The sequence below is a fragment of the Nocardia abscessus NBRC 100374 genome (assembly GCF_000308455.1).
In the GTDB taxonomy this organism is placed as follows: domain Bacteria; phylum Actinomycetota; class Actinomycetes; order Mycobacteriales; family Mycobacteriaceae; genus Nocardia; species Nocardia abscessus.
In genome coordinates this window covers 274,347-292,589 of the sequence record NZ_BAFP01000274.1, presented here as the reverse complement: position 1 = coordinate 292,589, position 18,243 = coordinate 274,347, and the positions used below count along the sequence as shown (strand labels likewise).

Below are 18,243 nucleotides of genomic sequence, written 5' to 3'. Positions count from 1 at the left end.
GCGCAGGTGACGACCGGCGATCACGACGGGCCGTCCGGGTTGCGGATGTGATCGGGAGCGGACGCGCGCCGCGATTGCGTGCGGCGATCGCCGTGCTCCTGGTCGCCGCGGCGATGTCGGCATGCGGCGAGGAGAACCCCGCCGGACCGAGTAGCGCTCCGACTGCGGCGACCGGCACTCTCGCGCCGAGCGATCCCGCCGGGCGGCCCGACCTCGATGCCGCCGAGGTAGTCGCCGGGGACATCGACGTTCCGTGGGGCCTGGCCTTCCTGCCCGACGGCGCCGCGCTGGTCGCCGAGCGGGACTCCGGACGGATACTGCGCATTGCCACGGGCCGTGCACCGGAGCAGGTGTACCAGGTGCCCGGCGTGACCGCGCGTGGCGAAGGCGGACTGCTCGGGCTCGCCATCGCGCCGGATTTCGCCGAAAGCCGTTATGTCTACGCCTATTTCACCGCCGAGACGGACAACCGGATCGTCCGGTTCCGGCTCGACGGGCAACCGGAGGTGCTGGTCGACGGGATCGCCAAGGCCGGTAACCACAACGGCGGACGGATCGCGTTCGGGCCGGACGGCATGTTGTACGCCGGGACCGGCGATGCCGGGCAATCCGAGCGGTCACCGGATCCGGCGAGCCCGAACGGGAAGATCCTCCGATTGACTCCCGAAGGCCGCCCCGCTCCGGACAATCCGACTCCCGGCTCCCCGGTCTACAGTCTCGGCCACCGCAACGTGCAGGGTCTGGCCTGGGACCGGGCCGGGCGGTTGTTCGCCGCGGAGTTCGGGCAGAACCGAGTCGATGAGATCAACTTGATCGAGCCCGGCCGCGATTACGGCTGGCCCGACGTCGAGGGCACCGGGGGCGCCGACCGGGGCTTCACCGATCCGCTGCTGACCTGGACCACCGCCGAGGCCTCACCGTCGGGCATCGCCATCACCGGTGACACCCTGTACGTCGCCGCGCTGCGCGGCAGACGGCTCTGGACGGTGCCGCTCGAGGACGGCCGTCTGGGCACGCCCCGAGCCGAAATGCGCGACCGGTACGGCCGGTTGCGCACCGTGGAGGTCGCACCGGACGGGGCATTGTGGCTCACCACCTCCAACACCGACGGCCGGGGCGATCCAGAGGGCGGCGACGACCGCGTACTCCGCTTCCCGGCCCGCTGATCCGGGACTGGGTCGAGCACCTGAGGCGGTCCCGGCCCCCCTCGGCCGCACTGTGACGAGCACCATGCCACCTATCAGTTGTGCACAACCTAATTGCTCACTACATTATTGCTCATGACCGATCATCTCTCCCTCGACGAGCAGCTGTGCTTCCCGCTGTACGCGGCGTCCCGGGCGATGACCGCGGTCTACCGCCCGAAGCTGGACCGGCTCGGGCTCACCTACCCGCAGTACCTGGTGATGCTGGCGCTGTGGGAACGCGACGAACGCAGCGTCGGCGACGTCTGCCAAGCCCTCGATCTGGATTCCGGCACACTCTCTCCGCTGCTCAAGCGGCTGGAGGCGGCGGGCCTGGTCGAGCGGCAGCGGTCGGCGGCCGACGAACGCCGCGTCGACATCCGGCTCACCGAGCGCGGGCGGGCACTGCGCGCCGAGGCGGGCGACATTCCGGCCCAAATGGCGGAGGCCAGCGGCCTGTCCATGGACGACGTCGTCATGTTGCGCGGCATCCTGCACCGACTGACCGATGCGCTGAAGTCGCAGCTCAACGAAGGAGAGTAGACATGCAGATCCTCTACACCGCCGAAGCCCTGGCCACCGGCGACGGACGCAACGGCCACGCGCGCAGCACCGACGGCAAGATCGACGTCGAGTTGTCGGCGCCCAAGGAGATGGGCGGCAGCGGCGAGGGCACCAATCCCGAGCAGCTGTTCGCGGCGGGCTACGCGGCGTGCTTCCATTCGGCGCTGCGCCTGGTCGGCAAGCAGGCCAAGGCGAACATCGATGACTCCGCCGTCGGCGCGAAGGTCGGGATCGGCCCGAACGACGCCGGTGGTTTCGGCCTGGCGGTTACCCTGGAGATCTCGCTCCCCCATCTGTCCCGGGAGGACGCGCAGGCGCTCGCCGACAAAGCACACCAGGTGTGCCCGTATTCCAACGCGACCCGCGGCAACATCGACGTCCAAGTCCTCGTCGCCGACGACTGATCGAGAAGGAGCGGATATGCGTGCCGTAGTCATCGAACGGTTCGGCGAACCGAAAGACGTGCTGACCGCCGTCGAACGCCCGGTACCGGAACCAGGGCCGGGCGAGGTGCGGCTCGCGCTCATCCTGTCCCCGATCCACAATCACGACCTGGCCATCGTGCGCGGCGTGTACGGTTACCGGCCCGAACTGCCCGCCATCCCGGGCAGCGAGGCGGTGGCGCGCGTCGACGCGGTGGGCCCCGGGGTCACCGATATGTCGGTCGGACGGCGGGTGACGGTGTCCGGCGCGCAGAACGTCTGGGCCGAGTATTTCGTGGTCCCGGCTCGCCAGGCGATCCCGCTGCCCGACACGGTCTCCGACGAGACCGCGGCCCAGCTGCTGGCCATGCCGTTGAGCGCGCTGATGCTGATCGAAGACCTCGAGCTTCGGTCCGGCGAGTGGCTGGCGATCAATGCCGCCAACGGTGCGGTCGGCAGGCTCGTCAACGTCTTCGCGCGGCAACGCGGTCTGCGCGTACTCAGTCTGGTCCGCGGCCAGGCCTCGGTCACGGCACTGCGCGAACTCGGCTACGAGCCGGTGCTCGACACCGAGAGCGAGGGCTGGCGCGGCCAGGTGGAAGCGGCGACGTCGGGTGCGCCGATCGCCCGTGCGGTCGACCAGGTGGGCGGACGCGCCGCCGCCGACGAACTGGCGTTACTCGCGCCGGGCGGTCAACTGATCTCCTTCGGCGCGCTCTCGGGGCAGCCGCTGTCGCTCGATCCGGGCAGTCTCATTTTCGGCCAGACCGTGGTCAAAGGATTCTGGGGCGCCAAGCGGATCGAGGAGATCGGGGCCGACCACCGCGGACAGCTCATCGGCGAACTGATCGACCTCGCCGCCCGCGGCCTGCTGCGACTGGACATCGAAGCCGCCTATTCGCTGGAATCGGCGGCGGACGCCGCGGTCGCCACCGAGACACCGGGCCGCGCCGCCAAGATCGCTTTGCGTGCTCAACCGGCCTGACCGGCATCGAGCACGGCCATCGCGGCATTGTGCCCGGGAATGCCGCTGACCCCGCCGCCCCGGATCGCGCCCGCACCGCACAAGAACACGTTGCGGTGGCCGATCGCCACGCCCCAGCGGGCGGCCGGGTCGGCCGGGTCGGCGTCCTCCGGGAGGTAAGGAAAGGCCAGGTCCCGGTGGAAGATGTGGCCACCGGGCAGGCCGACCTCACGCTCCAGTTCGATCGGGGTCTTCGCCTCCAGGCAGGGCACGCCGTTCTCGTCCCTTGCCAAGCAGTCCGCGATCGGCTCGGACAGTACCGAATCGAGTTGGGCCAGCGTGGCTTCCACCATCTGGTCTTTCGCCGCCTCGTGATCGGTGGCGAACAGTTTCGCCCGAGCGTGCAGCCCGAACAGCGTGAGGGTGTGCGCACCCCGCTCGGCCAGGTCCGGAGCCAGGATCGTCGGGTCGGTCAAGGTGTGGCAATAGATCTCCGCGGGCGGCGCGGACGGGATGCGGCCGATCGCGGCCTCGCCGTAGGCTCGGTCGAGCTGGGCATACGACTCGCCGATGTGGAAAGTCCCGGCGAATGCCTCGCGGAAATCGACTTCGGCGTCGCGCAATCGCGGGAGACGTCGCAGCAGCATGTTCATCTTCAGCTGAGCGCCTTCGGGTTTCGGCGGCAGCGGCTCGCCGAGCAATCCGGCGAGCGTAAACGGTGCGACGTTCGCCAGGACGTAGCCCGCGCCGACCTTTCCGTCCGCGTACCCGACTTCAGCTGTCTCGCCATCGGTTTCGATGTTCGTCACTTCGCAGCCGGTGACGATCTCCGCGCCTGCCGCGCGGGCGGCCTCGGCGAGCGCGTCGGTGAGCGCGCCCATGCCGCCGACCGGCACGTCCCAGTCGCCGGTCCCTCCGCCGATCACGTGATAGAGGAAGCAGCGATTCTGTCGCAGCGACGGATCGTGCGCGTGGGTGAATGTGCCGATCAGCGCATCGGTGAGCACCACGCCGCGCACGATGTCGTCGGCGAAGGTGGACTCGATCGTCTCGCCCAACGGCCGCTCGAACAGCGCCTCCCAGGTGGCCGCGTCGTCCACGATGTGCCGTAGCGCCTCCTTGGACGGAAGCGGGCGGGTGAGCGTGGGGAACACCCGTCGCGCGAGCTGGTTCGTGGCCGCGTAGAACCGCTGCCAGGCACGGAATTCTCGATCCGACCCGGTCAGCCGCGCGAAGCTCGCCCCTGTCCGCGCCTGCGCCGAAGACACCAGCAGACCACGGTCGCCGACCGGCGTGTAGGACGAGATCGCCCGCCGCCGCGTCTCGAACCGCAAGCCCAGATCCTGGACGATCACCCGCGGCAGCAGGCTGACCAGATACGAGTACCGCGACAGCCGCGCGTCGATGCCCGCGAACACCCGCGCCGACACCGCCGCGCCGCCGGTGTGCGACTGCCGTTCGAGCACCAGCACCGACCGCCCGGCCCGTGCCAGATACGCGGCGGCCACCAAACCATTGTGGCCGCCACCGACGATCACGACATCGTAGGAGGAGCGCGTCGGCGTCATCCGTTCTCGATAGCACGAATCGGCGCCGGACGACAGCAACGCTGCCGACAACGAATGAGAATCCACCGGAACCGGTCACGGGCCACAGCGCTCACCGGGTGCGATGGTGCCACCGGGAACACCAGGCCCCACGCCCGTGCCCGGGATCTGCGCCGGACGGCAAAAGTCGCTGAACAGTTGGTCTGCGGGATCCGCTGGGGACCGTGGCCGTCGAGGGTGGCATGAACCCAGCCCGCTCACGCGGCCACAGCCGGGGTTCGACGGTCGGTGACCGTGTCGCGGGGTCCGGAGAGGGCCCCGCGACCAGCCACCAGCTGCGCCGGCCTCCGCACCCCGTCAGGCGGCGTCGAGTGCCGCGGTGATCTTGCGTGCCATCGCAGCCACCGCGGGGCTGGTCTCGCCCTTACGGGGCCCGGCGGCAGCTTCGACGGCGACCAGGACGGTGTCACGGAAGTTGGCGGCCTCACCCGGATGCTGCTTGCCGAGCAGGCTCATTGCCGCGGTCAGGCTCGGCAGCACCCGATCGGCGAGTTCGGCGACGGACTTGCCTGGCAGGTGGATGTCCTTGGACTTGGCCGACAGCACGTGCCCGACCAGCCCGGTCGCCGAGGTCAGGGCGATGGAGCCGTGCGAGATGCCCTTGTGCGGCGCACCCGAGGCGGCCATCAGCGACACCGCACCGTAAGCGGCGGTACGCAGGGTGCTCTTGTCCTGGTCGGTCAGGGTGATGGTGATGGACATGGCGTCTACTCCTCGAAATCGGTTGTGGCACCGACTGGAACCGTGTCGGCGCCGGTCGTTTTGTTCGATGTACACACTGTCGCCGGGCCGACTGACACCGACCTGACACACACCTGACACCTCCACTGACACCGCGATCGGCCCACAACGGGCAAACAACCCGGGCGGTCATACGGCCTGAGATCGCTGCGGCTCAGCACATCCTGCAATGCCGTGCGCGGGCGTTCGGTCAGCCCTCGGGCTCGGTTCTTATCGGCTAGCCGACACTTCCCCGGCGTTTGGCTGCTCAACGCACGATTTCGGTCGATTGCCATGCATTTTGATTCGTCCGCGTTCGCGTCGTTGCCACTGCCTCAAATCTGTAACGTGTTGCGGCATAACGTCGAATACATCCCATGTAATCAACGCCGAACAACAATTGGAGCTAAGTATGCGAACCTCGGCTCGGGCAATAGCGATGTGCCTGGCAGCTCCCGCTGTGGCAGTCGCCCTCACGGGGATGGCCACCGGAACGGCCGCCGCCGAGCCCGGCTGCTCAGGATCGATGAACGGCCCATGGTCGTACAACGGGACCTGCCAGGGCGATGCGGGCAGCTACCGACTCGAGATCGACTGCATCGGATACGACTTCACCGCCAATCCGCCGATCTTGGGCCGGTACACAGCGCGCAAAGACCTCCCTGTCGGACAGTCGGGCACGGTGGCTTGCCTCGGCCCCAACTGGTCCAGCGCCGGATGGGGTGTCGGCGCGCGCATCTTCCGGCTCTGAATGCCGGATGGTCCGATGACCGCCCGCATGGCCGGCCTTCGCGGTGGTCCGCCATGGCCTTGCGGGCATCGAGCCGTGCACACGGCGCGTGAACCGTTCCGTCTGCTATCGGCTTCGATCATGTCCGGTGCGGGTCGTGATCTATCGAAACCGGCTGAATAGACCTATGCGCGGGTGACACGTGCTGCACCATCACTGGAACCAGCGATCTCGTCCATCAGCATCCGCAAAGTCAGTGAGTGCTTCTCCGGCGGCAGTACATCCATCGCATCGCGTGCCGTCCGGATCCCTTCGGCTCGATCGCCCGCCCTGACCAGCATCAGACCGCGATGCATCTCCAGATGCGTTGCGAAGCGCGGCAACTCGACCGGAAGCTCTCAGCGCGCCTGCTCTTGCGAGGCGATCGCCGACTTCTCATCTCCCAGCCGCGCCGCCAGCAAGGAGAGGAACACGTTCATGCGCCACCACGGGACGGCGTAGTCAGAGGTCTGCTCGTAGGACCCCGCCTTGTCGAACACCCGGTGTCCCTCGTCCACAAGAGCGCGCCCCGCCTTGTGATCGCCGCGCAGTACCGCCGCGTGGGCCTTGCCCATGATCGCATTGAGACGACCCAAGCTCGGCTTGTCCGACAGCGCCAATGCCTGGTCGGCGAAGAGGTCGGCGACTCGCAGCGCCGCACCCTCGTAACCGAGCGCAATGGCCGCCCGCCCGCGCACCCACACGCGGGTCTGCTCGTCTTCGGAGCGATCTGCGGCCTCGGCAGCCATTCGATACCAAGTGACTGCCTTGGTGCCGTCCGACCCCGGAAACGTCTTCGCGTACAACGTCATCAGCCGGGCCGCCGCTCCCCACATCTGCGGACTATCCAACTGCTGTTGCAGAATCGCCAGGTCGATAGCCAGGCGCCGCTGGATATCCGCCGCACCGAGCGACATGTAATCGGTGCCGTAGGCGCTGAGCTTCGCCTGCCACGCCTCGAGGCTCGGCCCGGCATGATCCAGCCGCGCCGAGAATCCGGCCGCAAGCAGATCCGACGCCACTACCGGCGCGATACTCGTCGCAGCCACCTGAGCCAGGAACTTTCGTCTGTTCATGCCCTCGTCCTCGAAAACAGCCAGAGGCACATCCAGCACCGCCGATAGATGGCGTAGCCAAAAGCGGCTGGGCACCGTGTCTCCGTTCTCCCAACGCCTCGAGATGTACTCCCGAGAGATGCTCGCCCCCGAATGAGCCGCCAGCTCGTCCGCCAGCCGCCCCTGCGACCATCCCCGAGCCTTCCGGAGCTCACGGATCAACTCGCCCACACCCATACCGCGATCATCTCCCGGTTCGACATCGCGCTAAAGGATCAGCAACAGCTCCGACCGCGATTGCCACTACTGCCAGCCCTGTAGCGCAGCCATCGAGTGACTCAGGACGCAATGCCACTCCCTTGTGCCACTGCACAGGCACCCCCGCCTCGGCGGCGCTCGATTCAGCCCCGACGCTCGGCTACAACACGTCAGCCGCTATCGAGTCCAATCGGCGAACTGCACTCGATCGTGCCCATGGTGCGAGCGCGGCGCGTGTATTGCGGTAAACCTCCCGCAGGCGTGGCGATGTGTTGATCTTCGACAGCTCAACAGCACGTTCCGCTGCCCGGCATGCCCGATCAAGGTCCTCCCGGACAGTCAGTTTTGTCAGGTGAAGCAGCGCAAGCGCACGGTCTCGTACGTCAGTCTCGGGGATGCGATCTATCGATGCTTCGATCGTCTCGACCGCCGCGCGCGTCTCGCCTGCCATTTCCAGACTCTTGCTCGTCAGGAGACCGGTGAGCCAATCACTCATGTAGTACGCGTACGAGACGTCAGGCGTTGTCGGGTTGGCGTGCTTCCCTGAGATTCGATCCAGAAGCGGCCACGCCTCACGTGACCGCCCCGCGTACGCATACGCCTGCGCCGATTGCAGAAGCATGTAGTCGGCCATTCTCGGATCTGCCACTGGCAGCCTCATCGTTGCATCGGCCAAGTCGGCCGCCACCTGGTACCGATGGGTCCAGATCGCAAGCTGGGTTCTGTGGCACAGCATCCCAACCGCCACATCCTGGTCGCCTGCGTCCGTCGCATGGTCGTACGCAGCAACGAAAAGCCGATCGGACTTCTCGTATCGGCCCTGGTCCCATGCTGCCCATGCATTGCTTGCGGTGGCTTCGCTGGTGAGGGATTGAAGCTCCGGTCGAAGTCTCGACGGGCAGTCACGCAACAGTGCCGTACAGGCCCGCGACTGAGCCTCGATGATCGGCTGTGCCGCGTTCGAGCCCAACTGATCATCCAGCAGCATCGCCGAGTGGATGGTTGTGCGCAAATGACCGATCGCATCCGGGGTGACTATCGGTACATCATCGCCGCGCAGCGCAGATGCACCCACCAACACTCCTGTTGCGGCAAAGAATTGTCGCCGATCCACGTCGTCTCCAATCAACTTCCGGAACCGATCTTGTGCCCCATGGTCCGCGTCCGCCAGCAGTCTGTCCAGACCCGCCTGATGGGCGACACCCACTTGCGCCGAAGGACGGCCCTCCCAGAAACTGACCGTTCGCTGGCTGCAACGCAAAGCCTCCGCAAGGTCGTTCTGCGTCAGCCTGCATGCAGTCCGTAGCGCCTTCACATCAGCACCAGTCCACACCGTCACGCCCGTCACCGTGCCCCCTGTCGACTCCACTGGTATCGATTGGTAATACCTGCGCCTGTCCTACCTTCCACCCAGAATCCTCCCCCGGCAACCTTGGATAGGTACCCGGAACCGGGAAAGCCTCTCGCACAACCCAAACCCGCGCGAGAGGGCACCAGAGACGAGCACGGCGCATTGTCTCCGGTGGCAAATGCCCGCCCCGGTTTCGGGTCCACCAACCATTCCATCCAGTACGCAGCGTCAATCGTTCGAGTCAGGGGAGACGTTTTATGGATTCGCCGAAAAGAATTGGGGACACACCGATGTCGGTGTGCGACTTCTACCGAAAGGTGTGTGATCTGCCCGCCGAGGTTCACCCGCCGCATCTAGGGCGGATCACACTGCGTGCGGGCCGGGTGTGCGGGTTGATGATGCCCGCCTTCATCGGCTCGGAGGTCAAAGCGTGGATGCACCGCCACGACCACCGTGTGGGACCGATCTTGACCCACCCGCGCTATCAGCGTTGGACGTTCCTGACCCGCCCGGACCTGCCAACCGATGTCCGGCTGTATGCGGAGCTGTCACGGCTGAACGTATCCATACTCCGTGCCGGAGGAAGCATCAGCTTGCCCGGACCTGGACAGCGCCCCGGCCTCTTCCGGGCGTGGGTACAGCCACCCCGCGACCCCTACCGCCCACCGGCGCGGGTCGTGGTCGAGGCGCTCCGGGGATGCGCCGCCCAGCACGCGCGACAGCGCCAGGCGGTGGCGTATGCCTGACCACAGCAGCACGGCCACAATGCCATTCGGATGCGGCCCAGGCTGTGACCCGTGGATCACCGTCGAGCACTGCGGCATGGCCACCCTGAATCCGGCAACCGGTGAGGTGTCCTCGGTGAAATGCCCATACATGAACTGCTTCGGACAGATGGTGAAGATCGTCAACGGTCGCATGGCCGATCACGACTCACCGATGGACATCGCACTCGGCAGCCAGAAATGCCCGTGGATCGGTATCCGCGTCGTGTTCGACCCCACCCCACACCCCGAACTCATGCCTGCCCCGCCGCCAGGGCCGCCGCCGCGGGCCGGTCGATGACCGACGATCAGGACGCCGAGCGCAACGCCGCCGAACTCGACGTCCTCACCGACGTGATCGGCACCCTCATGGCCAGCACTGCGGTCGCCGTACGGGACGGGATGACCGAGACCACCCGTGTGCGCCTGATGGCCGTGGTTGTCTTTGAACTGATCTCCAGCGCCCGCACCGCCGCCGCACCGCACACCGGCCGCCTGTACGCCGCGCCGGTGCTCGATCCGATCATCGACAACATCCCCGCAGCTGATGACATCACCTTTCTGGACCTGTTGATACCCGCGATCATCGGCCAGCACATCACCGGCACCTGACAACGACCTCTCCAGACCGCCCCGGCACGCCACGCGGCCCCCCTGGTCCCCCCTTTGCACCATAGGGGAAGCACCCATATGCCGGGGCACCCGAAAGGGGAAGGCTGCGCGGACGGGACTCCACATCGGTGTGCCCAACCGAACCCTTCGCCAGCCTTCCCCGGTCCTCCTCAAACACACTGAGCGACAGGATTATTCGATACCCGCGTGACTCCCTTTCACGGAAGGTCCGCCTATGCACACTCCCAGCACGAAGCGGGGTACGTGATGACATCCCCGCTGCCGAACGAACCGGACGTGCACCTGGTCGTCCGGATGCGCGGCTACCACCTGCACTACGCCGCGTGCCGCACTGCCGCTTTGATCTTCGTCCAGGACGAAGGGGTCCGGCACCGCACAGACGGAGTGTCCGTCGCCGGTGACGCACCCGACCACTTACCGAGGTTGCCCGGGGAACGGCTGTATGCAGAGCGATGATGAATCCGGTTCAGGCATCCAACGATCGCGACACCCCGCTTCGCTCCGCCGCTTGCCCGTTGACGCGCGCGGGCGCAAAACTGTACTGCTCAGCCCGCGATACCCAGACAGCCAACATGAGGGGAAGGCCCGGCCAGTGGACGACGAACAGATCGGTTTCGATATCGAATTCGATGACAAAACCCAAGCATTCCTTGATTGGGTTGCGCCCGAACGCATGGAATCGCAGATACGGAAATTCTTGTCTGACACGGTTCCGGGCATTGCCGACTATTCGGACACTTGGTGGACGCAGCCGCTTACGACACGCATCTTGGAAGCGGCGAAAGAAGTTTTCGGCGATCGCGATGGATTCCGCTCTCCCGAAAATCGGGACACTGCGGATCAATTCATTCGTTTCTACGGTGAATGCTTTGTCCGGCGAGCTGGAATGAAATGGACCAACCGCCCAGAGTGGAGCGGCGCCCCCTTCTACACGGATTTCAGTCCGGCGGTACACGACGGCAACGGCGAAGAAACCCGAAGCATGGCCTCGATGACGGACTATTTGTTTCTCGAAGACGATGGCCCCGGCATGGCGGACTACGTGATCACATCGGCCGCCCGAGACATACGCAAAGCCCGAAAGGGCACATAACACCTGGTAAACGGGGGTGGGCACTGTCATGCCCGACGAATACGACGCCATTCGGCAGCGACTGACCAACTACGAAAAGGGTCTGTACTTCGAACTGGGCAGGGCGCAGGAGCGGGGGGAAACTCCCGAAAAAGGCTGGGTGCGTCAGTTCAGAATCGAAACCAGTAAAGGCCCACGTGTTCTGGATAACGCCCGCACCGAAGACCGAGGTACCCGAGGTGTAGAGCGTAAATCCGGGCGGATCAATGAGCGGGACACTCGCGAGCAGTTAGTAAAAGAGCGGGCAGGACTCGAGTCGGGTCAGTTGACCCGTTCCCGGTGGGAAACGGTGGCCGGTGAGAAGGTCCCTCGCGCCGTCGCCGCTGAATTGCAAGCAATGGCGCGCGATTTTCCGGGCCGGTTTCATCACGAGATCGTTTCCCGTGCCGATGCACTACGCGCTATGCAACTCGGTCAATCTCTGATGTCCAAGCAGCTCGAATTGATGCGGGTGTACGAGCTGGATCGTGCCGAGCGTGCCCGTGAACGGCTGGCGAAGATACGCGAGATTGTGCGGGCACAAGAGCGCGCCGAAGGATTCCGGAAGATGCAGCAGTTCCGGGAAGCCGCTGCGCGCGGCAGGGCCGAGGCCCCCCAGCAGGCCGAACGCGACCGGCAGGCACGCGAGCAAGCCGAGCGAGCCCAGCAGGCACACCGAACGCCGGAAACCGAACGTGCGCGGGTGGAACGGGAGGCGGCCGAACGGGTGGCGCGGGAATTTCCACCACCCAGCCAGTACCCGCAGTGGGAGGCCGCCGACGCTGGGGACCAAGCGGCCCGAGAAGCGGCCGACGCCGTTAGGGCGGAGCGGGAAGCAGTCGAGGCACGCGCGGCAGCCGAGAAAGAACGTGAAGCCGCTGCCTTGCAGGCCCTGAACGCGGCGCGGAACGCGGCGTTCAAAGAGTTGGACGAGAAAGGGCGTCTGTCGGAGGTGGAAAGAGTTCTCTGGCTTGGGCAGGCGCAGCATCCACAAGCGGCGGTGAGACAGCCGCCTGGTTCTGCGCCGAGCGTTGTGCGAGGCGGCACCGGACAAGGACAGGAACGCTCACGCGGACTATCCCGCGAACAATAGCCATCCGCGCTCGATCGGCTCACCGTGTAGTCGGCCTCGCTGCTCGGGAGGTGCTTGACGGAAAGACCCCGCCCGGCGTTACCGCCGGACGGGGTCAGGTGTCCCCCAACGAACGAGACGTCGGGTTCTTCCCCACTACCTACTTCGCCGGGGCCGGCGGAGGCTGATTGATAGTGGTGAAGTACTGGATGGCGGCGCCGATCGCCACCGGGGCGGTGACCAGGATCTGGCCCGCGATGGTGCCCAGGGCGCCGATCGCGATGATGCCGCCGAGGCAGCCGATGGCCGCCGCCGGGATGAACGCGCCGAACAGGCCGACGATCGCCGCCGAGGCGACGGTCGCGCCCGCGATGCCGCCGAGCACGCAGCCGACCGCGCCGCCGCCGATGCCGCCGACCAGGGTGCCGATGGTGGCGCCCATGGCGATGGTGCTGGTCATGCGGGACCAGGCGGCCTGCTCACGGTCGTACTCGTTCTTCCACGGCGCCTTGTCTTCGAACGGCAGGGCGACCGGCTTGTAGGCCGCGTTCGCCATGTCGAACTGCGGAGTGAGTGTCGCGGTGCGGCCGGCGATGTCGGCCACGATCGGGAACTCGAAGTCATCCACGCGGAACTTCAACGGCATGCCGGTGAGCACGGTGCCGTTGGCGGCCTTGACCTTGAAGACACCCTCTTCGACGACCATCGAACCGGCATCGGTGGTGACAATGGACTGGGTGTCGGTGGCGTAGGCGGTGAAGTCGACGGCGTCGTCGCTGTCGGGCTGCGCACCGGCGGAGCCGGAGGCAATCCCGACTGCGGCGACCAGCCCTGCGGCCACCGCAACGATTTTCCTCATCCTTTTTACTTTCCTCTCGGTTTTCTCAGGGGAAGCGGCCGCGCCGAGCGCGCCGCACGCCTGCCGCGATCGCGGCGGGCAGGTCAGAGGTCGAGGACGAGCGGGCCGGACCTGGCCCGGGAGACGCACAGCATCATCGTGTCGCCGCGCGCCCGCTCCTCGTCGGTGAGCAGTTCGTCCCGGTGCTCGATGTCGCCGGCCAGAACCGCGGTTTCGCAACTGCCGCAGGTGCCTTCGCGGCACGAGGTGACGATGCCGATTCCGGCGGACTCCAAGACGTCGGCGATGGACTGGTTCGGCCCGATCCGGAACGTCCTGCCGCTGGCCGCCAACCGCACCTCGAACGGCTCGTTCGGGGCGAACTGCACCTGCCGCGGCACGAAACGCTCGACGTGCACCGGCACTCCGCGTCGCGCGCCTTCGGCCTCCGCGGCGGCCAGCAGCGGTTCCGGTCCGCAGCAGTACACGGCGGCCTCGCCCAGGTCGGCGAAGATCTCCTCCAGCGGCAGCAGGCCGTGCTCGTCCTGGGGCAGCAGATTCGCCCGTGGGTAGCGCTCGGCGAGGGCGGCGGCGAACGCCATGTGCCCCCTGGTGCGGCCGCCGTAGTACAGCGACCAGCGCGCACCCGCGGCTTCCGCGGCGGCCACCATGGGCAGGATCGGCGTGATCCCGATTCCGCCGGCCAGAAAGACGTACCCGTCCCGGCCGACGAGTTCGAAGTTGTTGCGCGGCACGGACACTCGCAACACCGAGCCGGGTTGCGCGGCGCGATGCAGATAGGCCGAGCCACCGCGCCCGTCCGGTTCGTGCAGCACCGCTACCCGCCAGCGCGCCCGGTCGGCCGGGTCGCCGCACAGCGAGTACTGCCGCACGCCCGCCGCGCCGACCGCGACATCGATGTGGGCTCCCGGCGTCCACGACGGCAGTTCGCCACCGTCGACCGGGGCCAAGTCGAGCGAGAACACGCCCTCGGCCTCGTCGCGGCGGCGCCAGACTCGCACCGCTATGTCAGTCATATCCGTCCCCTAGCCCGGCAACGTCTCCGCGATCACCGTCGCCGAGACGAGCCGCCCCCGCAGCGAACGAATGGGCAGTCGATTCGCGCAATCGACGTTGACTATCGCCCCCTCCCCCGGTCGCGCGCCGCGCCGAGACTGACGCCATGACCACTGTGGCGCAATTGGTGGACAAGACCACCCAGTTCATTCGGGACCAGGTCGTTCCGGTGGAACGCGAGGTCGTCGTGGACGGGCGGGTGATGGACGACGCACTGCGGCTCGAGCTGCAGAAGAAGGCCAAGGAGGCCGGCGTCTTCGGCCCGCTGTCGGATCCGCGGTACGGCGGGCTCGGCCTGGACACCCGCGCCCAGGCGCAGGTGCTCGAAGCCGCGGGCGCCAGCCTGCTCGGCCCGATCGCACTCAACGCGTGGGCCCCCGACGACGGCAACATCCACCTGCTCGCGCACGTGGCGAACGAGGAGCAGAAGCAACGCTATCTCGCACCGCTGGCCGCGGGCGACGTCCGTTCCGCGATCGCTATGACCGAACCGGCCCCGGGCGCCGGATCCGACCCCGGCATGTTGCAGACCGTCGCCGAGGAGACCGAATCCGGCTGGGTCATCAACGGCGCCAAGCACTTCACCACGGGCGCGCAGGGCGCGGCGTTCACCATCTGCGTGGCGCGCACCGGTGACGGCCCGACGATGTTCCTCGTCGACCAGGACAACCCCGGGTTGCGGGTGGGCCGCCGTATGCCGACCCTCGACCACACCAGCGCGCCCGGCGGGCACTGCGAGGTGACCTTCGCCGACTGCGAGGTGCCCGATTCCGCCGTGCTGGGCCAAGTCGGCCAGGGTCTGGCGCTCGCGCAGGTCCGGCTCGCGCCCTCGCGGCTGGTGTTCTGCATGAACTGGCTCGGGCTCGCGGTGCGGGCGCACCAGCTGACCATCGAGCACATCGGGACGCGCACGTCCTTCGGCGTCCCGATCGCCGAGCACGGCATAGCCCAGGGGCTGATCGCCGACAACGAGATCGACATCGCCGCCGCGCGCGGCGTGATCCGCACCGCCGCCGAGACCATCGACGCCCAAGGGCCGACCTCCTCGCAGGCGCGGCACGAAGCGTCGATCGCCAAGACGTTCGTTTCCGAAGCGGTCTGGCGGGTCATCGACCGGGCGGTCCAGCTGCACGGCGGGCTCGGCGTCTGCGAGGACCACCTGGTCGCCCGATTCCTCGTGGAGGCCAGGGCCTTCCGGATCTACGAGGGACCGTCGGAGGTCCTGCGCTGGTCCATCGCCCGCCGCGCCCTGCGCACCAAACGCTGAAGGAGAGACCATGACCACGCGTGAGATCGCCGGCTTCGCGGCCGCCTATCCCGACCTCGAGTGCGCCGCCGTCGATTACGAATACCTGCGAGCGGTGTCCCAGGAGATGGTTCCGTTCGGCCGCCACGTCGGCACGCTGATCACCGAGATCGGGCCGGACCGCGCCGTCGTCGAAATCCCCGCAGTCGGCGCGGTGCGCAACCACATGGGCACCGTGCACGCGGGCGCGCTGTTCACCGCCGCCGACATCGGCGGAGCGGCCGCGTTCGTCGGCGCCGCGGCCACCCGCCTGCCTACCGTCGAGCGGCTGGTGCTGCGCGGCGGTAGCGCGTCCTACCGCAAACCCGCCGTCGGCCGTATCCGCGCCGTCGCGACCGTCGACCAGCGCGAGCTCGCCGACGTGCTCGCCGCGACGGCTTCGCAGCGCTTCGAACTGACCGGCAAGGCCACGCTGCTCGACGACGGCGACGTCGTCGTCGCCAAGTTCACCTTCGACTACGTCTGCGACGTCACCATCGCGGAGGGCGACCGATGACCACCGCGACACCGAAGAACCGTTCGGAGTTCACCACCCTGGAGTCGACCACGGTCGAGACCGCCGACGGTGTCACCTTCACCGTGCGCTTCCTGGCATCGAAGAAGCCGGGCGCGCCCGTCGTGCTGATCCTGCCCGCCATGGCCATGAAGGCGAAGAACTACCTGCCGCTCGCGAAAGAGCTGCACGCTCAGGGGCTTTCGGTCGCCACGACCGACCTGCGGGCGCATGGCGAAGCCAAGCCCGAGCTGGGCCTGCACCGCGACTTCGGTTACCGGGAGATGATCGAGACCGACCTGCCCGCGCTCGTCGCGGCGGTGCGGACGCGCTTCCCCGAGGCGCCGATCCATCTGTTCGGGCACAGCCTGGGCGGACAGCTCGCGCTGCTGTTCGCGGCGGCCGAACCCGACCGGATCGCGGGGGTCACCGTCATCGGCACCGGCACCGTCTTCTGGTGGGCCTTCGGCGTCCGCCGCTGGTGGGAGGCGCTGAGCCAGATCCAGTGGATCGGCCTGGTCTCCCGGTGGAAGGGGCACTGGCCCGGCGGCGTGCTCATCCCGGCCCCGATGCCGGGCGGCGTCATGCGCGACTGGTCGATGCATTCGCTGACCAGCTACTACCGCCCGAAGGGCAGCAAGCGCCGGTACAACTCCCTGCTGCGCGACCTGACCGCTCCGGTGCTGGTGATCTCACTGTCCGACGACGTGCTGGGCCCGAAGTCCAACGTCGACTTCCTGGTGTCCCGGATGCCGAAGGCCCGGGTGACGCACTGGCACGTCGACGAGAACTCGCCGGTGCAGCACCGCGACCACTTCCTCTGGGTGAAGGACTCGCCCGCGATCGCGGCCAGGGTGGCGACTTGGGTCGTCGCCGGCGAGCTGCCGGGCTGAGGGGCAGCGGTGGCACGACTGCGAATCGAAGCGGTGTCGAAGCGATTCGGCGCCGCCCACGCGGTGCACGAGGTCAGCCTCGACATCGCCGACGGCGAATTCATGGTGCTGCTCGGCCCGAGCGGCTGCGGCAAATCGACGCTCCTGCGGATGATCGCCGGACTGGAGGACCCGTCCGACGGCCGAATCCTGCTGGACGACAGAGACATCACCCACCACGCGCCCCAGCAGCGCGATCTGGCGATGGTGTTCCAGAGCTACGCGCTCTACCCGCACCTGACCGTCGCCAAGAACATCGGTTTCCCGCTGCGCGCCCGGCGCACGCCGCGGGCGAAGATCGCCGAGCGGGTGTCGGAGGTGGCCGCGGTACTCGGCCTGAGCGAGTTGCTGCGCCGCAGGCCGTCCGCGCTGTCGGGCGGACAGCGGCAGCGCGTCGCGCTGGCACGCGCCATGGTGCGCGATCCCGGCGCGTTCCTGATGGACGAGCCACTGTCCAACCTGGACGCGAAGCTGCGCAGCGCGACGCGCGCCGAGCTGATCGGACTACATCAGCGTCTCGGCGCGACATTCCTGTACGTGACCCACGACCAGGTCGAGGCCATGACCATGGCCGACCGGATCGCGCTGCTCAACGAGGGCCGGGTGGAGCAGGTCGGCACGCCGACCGAACTCTACGACCGTCCCCGTTCGACCTTCGTCGCCGGATTCCTGGGCGCACCGCCGATGAACCTGTTCCCGGCCGCCGTCACCGCGCGCGACGGTTCGCTGCGCGTAGTGGCCGACGGTATCGACACCGAATTGTCCGTCGCCGGTGCCGATTTCGGCGACGACCTGGAGGTGGTCGCCGGTATCCGCCCGGAACAGCTGCGCCTGGATCCGACCGGCGCCGACATCCGCGGCCGGGTGACGATGGTGGAGAACCTCGGCAGCGAGGAACTGATCCACTTCACCACCGGTGATCGCGTCCTGTGCGCCCGAGCGCCCCGGCCCGCGGGCGTCACGGTCGACGACAGCATCGCGCTGCGGGTCGACCCGGCGCACATCCACCTCTTCCATGCCACCTCCGGGCTGCGCCTGACCTGGCAGGAGACGCGGCGCGACGCCCGAATCGACAGCGCGGGCGAACCCGTCGCCGTCGCCTGAACCCGAACACCCCTACTCG

The 18,243-nt window shown here is 67.5% G+C and carries 21 protein-coding genes; 15 read left to right on the top strand and 6 right to left on the bottom strand.

The window, feature by feature from the left end; genetic code table 11:
* Positions 1-113 precede the first annotated feature (113 nt).
* From ON19_RS38085 to ON19_RS38070, 4 genes are all read left to right on the top strand, one after another.
* On the top strand, positions 114-1,166 hold the full coding sequence (locus tag ON19_RS38085) for a PQQ-dependent sugar dehydrogenase (protein WP_051169792.1): 1,053 nt from the start codon (positions 114-116) through the stop codon (positions 1,164-1,166).
* A gap of 114 nt (positions 1,167-1,280) precedes the next feature.
* Entirely contained in the window at positions 1,281-1,727 is a 447-nt protein-coding gene (locus ON19_RS38080; protein WP_043704404.1) for a MarR family winged helix-turn-helix transcriptional regulator, read from the top strand.
* Between the two features lie 2 nt (positions 1,728-1,729).
* Positions 1,730-2,152 carry an organic hydroperoxide resistance protein gene (locus ON19_RS38075; protein WP_043704402.1) on the top strand — a complete coding sequence of 141 codons (423 nt, stop codon included), beginning with the start codon at positions 1,730-1,732 and terminating at the stop codon, positions 2,150-2,152.
* A gap of 16 nt (positions 2,153-2,168) precedes the next feature.
* Positions 2,169-3,155 (top strand): zinc-binding dehydrogenase, encoded by a 987-nt coding sequence (locus ON19_RS38070; RefSeq protein WP_043704401.1) that lies wholly within the window; start codon positions 2,169-2,171, stop codon positions 3,153-3,155.
* Here the strand turns inward: ON19_RS38070 and ON19_RS38065 are convergent.
* Together ON19_RS38065 and ON19_RS38060 are read right to left on the bottom strand one after the other, a co-directional pair.
* A complete protein-coding gene (locus ON19_RS38065) occupies positions 3,143-4,702 on the bottom strand; it encodes a phytoene desaturase family protein (protein WP_043704399.1) in 1,560 nt (519 codons plus the stop codon). The two genes, ON19_RS38070 and ON19_RS38065, sit on opposite strands and share 13 nt — an antisense overlap.
* 336 nt (positions 4,703-5,038) lie before the next feature.
* Positions 5,039-5,443: a hypothetical protein gene (locus tag ON19_RS38060; protein ID WP_051169774.1), complete on the bottom strand. Its 405-nt coding sequence runs from the start codon at positions 5,441-5,443 to the stop codon at positions 5,039-5,041.
* A 478-nt stretch (positions 5,444-5,921) separates the two neighbouring features.
* Here ON19_RS38060 and ON19_RS38055 point away from each other — a divergent pair, with 478 nt between their 5' ends.
* Positions 5,922-6,212 carry a hypothetical protein gene (locus tag ON19_RS38055; RefSeq protein ID WP_157230084.1) on the top strand — a complete coding sequence of 97 codons (291 nt, stop codon included), beginning with the start codon at positions 5,922-5,924 and terminating at the stop codon, positions 6,210-6,212.
* A gap of 377 nt (positions 6,213-6,589) precedes the next feature.
* Here ON19_RS38055 and ON19_RS38050 read toward each other — a convergent pair whose 3' ends face one another.
* Positions 6,590-7,522, bottom strand: a complete 933-nt coding sequence (locus ON19_RS38050; protein ID WP_227954882.1) for a helix-turn-helix domain-containing protein — start codon at positions 7,520-7,522, stop codon at positions 6,590-6,592.
* Between the two features lie 181 nt (positions 7,523-7,703).
* Complete coding sequence (locus ON19_RS38045) at positions 7,704-8,882, bottom strand: helix-turn-helix transcriptional regulator (RefSeq protein WP_157230083.1); 1,179 nt, start codon at positions 8,880-8,882, stop codon at positions 7,704-7,706.
* A 302-nt stretch (positions 8,883-9,184) separates the two neighbouring features.
* Between ON19_RS38045 and ON19_RS38040 the strand changes: the two genes are divergently transcribed.
* The 6 genes from ON19_RS38040 to ON19_RS42725 all read left to right on the top strand — a co-directional run bounded on the left by ON19_RS38040 (position 9,185) and on the right by ON19_RS42725 (position 12,495).
* Positions 9,185-9,640 (top strand): hypothetical protein, encoded by a 456-nt coding sequence (locus ON19_RS38040; protein WP_051169773.1) that lies wholly within the window; start codon positions 9,185-9,187, stop codon positions 9,638-9,640.
* Between the two features lie 19 nt (positions 9,641-9,659).
* Positions 9,660-9,959: a hypothetical protein gene (locus ON19_RS38035; RefSeq protein WP_218006555.1), complete on the top strand. Its 300-nt coding sequence runs from the start codon at positions 9,660-9,662 to the stop codon at positions 9,957-9,959.
* A complete protein-coding gene (locus ON19_RS38030) occupies positions 9,956-10,270 on the top strand; it encodes a hypothetical protein (protein ID WP_043704388.1) in 315 nt (104 codons plus the stop codon). Before ON19_RS38035 ends, ON19_RS38030 begins: the two co-directional genes overlap by 4 nt.
* A gap of 267 nt (positions 10,271-10,537) precedes the next feature.
* Positions 10,538-10,747 carry a hypothetical protein gene (locus ON19_RS38025; protein ID WP_043704387.1) on the top strand — a complete coding sequence of 70 codons (210 nt, stop codon included), beginning with the start codon at positions 10,538-10,540 and terminating at the stop codon, positions 10,745-10,747.
* A 136-nt stretch (positions 10,748-10,883) separates the two neighbouring features.
* On the top strand, positions 10,884-11,384 hold the full coding sequence (locus tag ON19_RS38020; protein ID WP_043704385.1) for a hypothetical protein: 501 nt from the start codon (positions 10,884-10,886) through the stop codon (positions 11,382-11,384).
* A 28-nt stretch (positions 11,385-11,412) separates the two neighbouring features.
* A complete protein-coding gene (locus ON19_RS42725; protein ID WP_157230082.1) occupies positions 11,413-12,495 on the top strand; it encodes a hypothetical protein in 1,083 nt (360 codons plus the stop codon).
* A 139-nt stretch (positions 12,496-12,634) separates the two neighbouring features.
* Here ON19_RS42725 and ON19_RS38010 read toward each other — a convergent pair whose 3' ends face one another.
* The gene (locus ON19_RS38010; protein ID WP_043704381.1) at positions 12,635-13,333 is read right to left on the bottom strand and encodes a DUF8020 domain-containing protein; all 699 of its coding nucleotides are present in this window, start codon (positions 13,331-13,333) and stop codon (positions 12,635-12,637) included.
* An 83-nt stretch (positions 13,334-13,416) separates the two neighbouring features.
* On the bottom strand, positions 13,417-14,349 hold the full coding sequence (locus tag ON19_RS38005) for a PDR/VanB family oxidoreductase (protein ID WP_043704380.1): 933 nt from the start codon (positions 14,347-14,349) through the stop codon (positions 13,417-13,419).
* Positions 14,350-14,495: 146 nt separating this feature from the next.
* Between ON19_RS38005 and ON19_RS38000 the strand changes: the two genes are divergently transcribed.
* From ON19_RS38000 to ON19_RS37985, 4 genes are read left to right on the top strand one after another with little or no spacing between them, the layout of a single operon-like run.
* Positions 14,496-15,656, top strand: coding sequence for an acyl-CoA dehydrogenase family protein (locus tag ON19_RS38000; protein WP_043704378.1), 1,161 nt, complete (start codon positions 14,496-14,498; stop codon positions 15,654-15,656).
* 10 nt (positions 15,657-15,666) lie between these two features.
* Positions 15,667-16,191 carry a YiiD C-terminal domain-containing protein gene (locus ON19_RS37995; protein WP_043704376.1) on the top strand — a complete coding sequence of 175 codons (525 nt, stop codon included), beginning with the start codon at positions 15,667-15,669 and terminating at the stop codon, positions 16,189-16,191.
* Positions 16,188-17,081: an alpha/beta hydrolase family protein gene (locus tag ON19_RS37990; protein WP_043704374.1), complete on the top strand. Its 894-nt coding sequence runs from the start codon at positions 16,188-16,190 to the stop codon at positions 17,079-17,081. The genes ON19_RS37995 and ON19_RS37990 overlap by 4 nt, the downstream gene beginning before the upstream one ends.
* Before the next feature lie 9 nt (positions 17,082-17,090).
* Positions 17,091-18,224, top strand: a complete 1,134-nt coding sequence (locus ON19_RS37985) for an ABC transporter ATP-binding protein (RefSeq protein WP_043704372.1) — start codon at positions 17,091-17,093, stop codon at positions 18,222-18,224.
* Positions 18,225-18,243 lie beyond the last annotated feature (19 nt).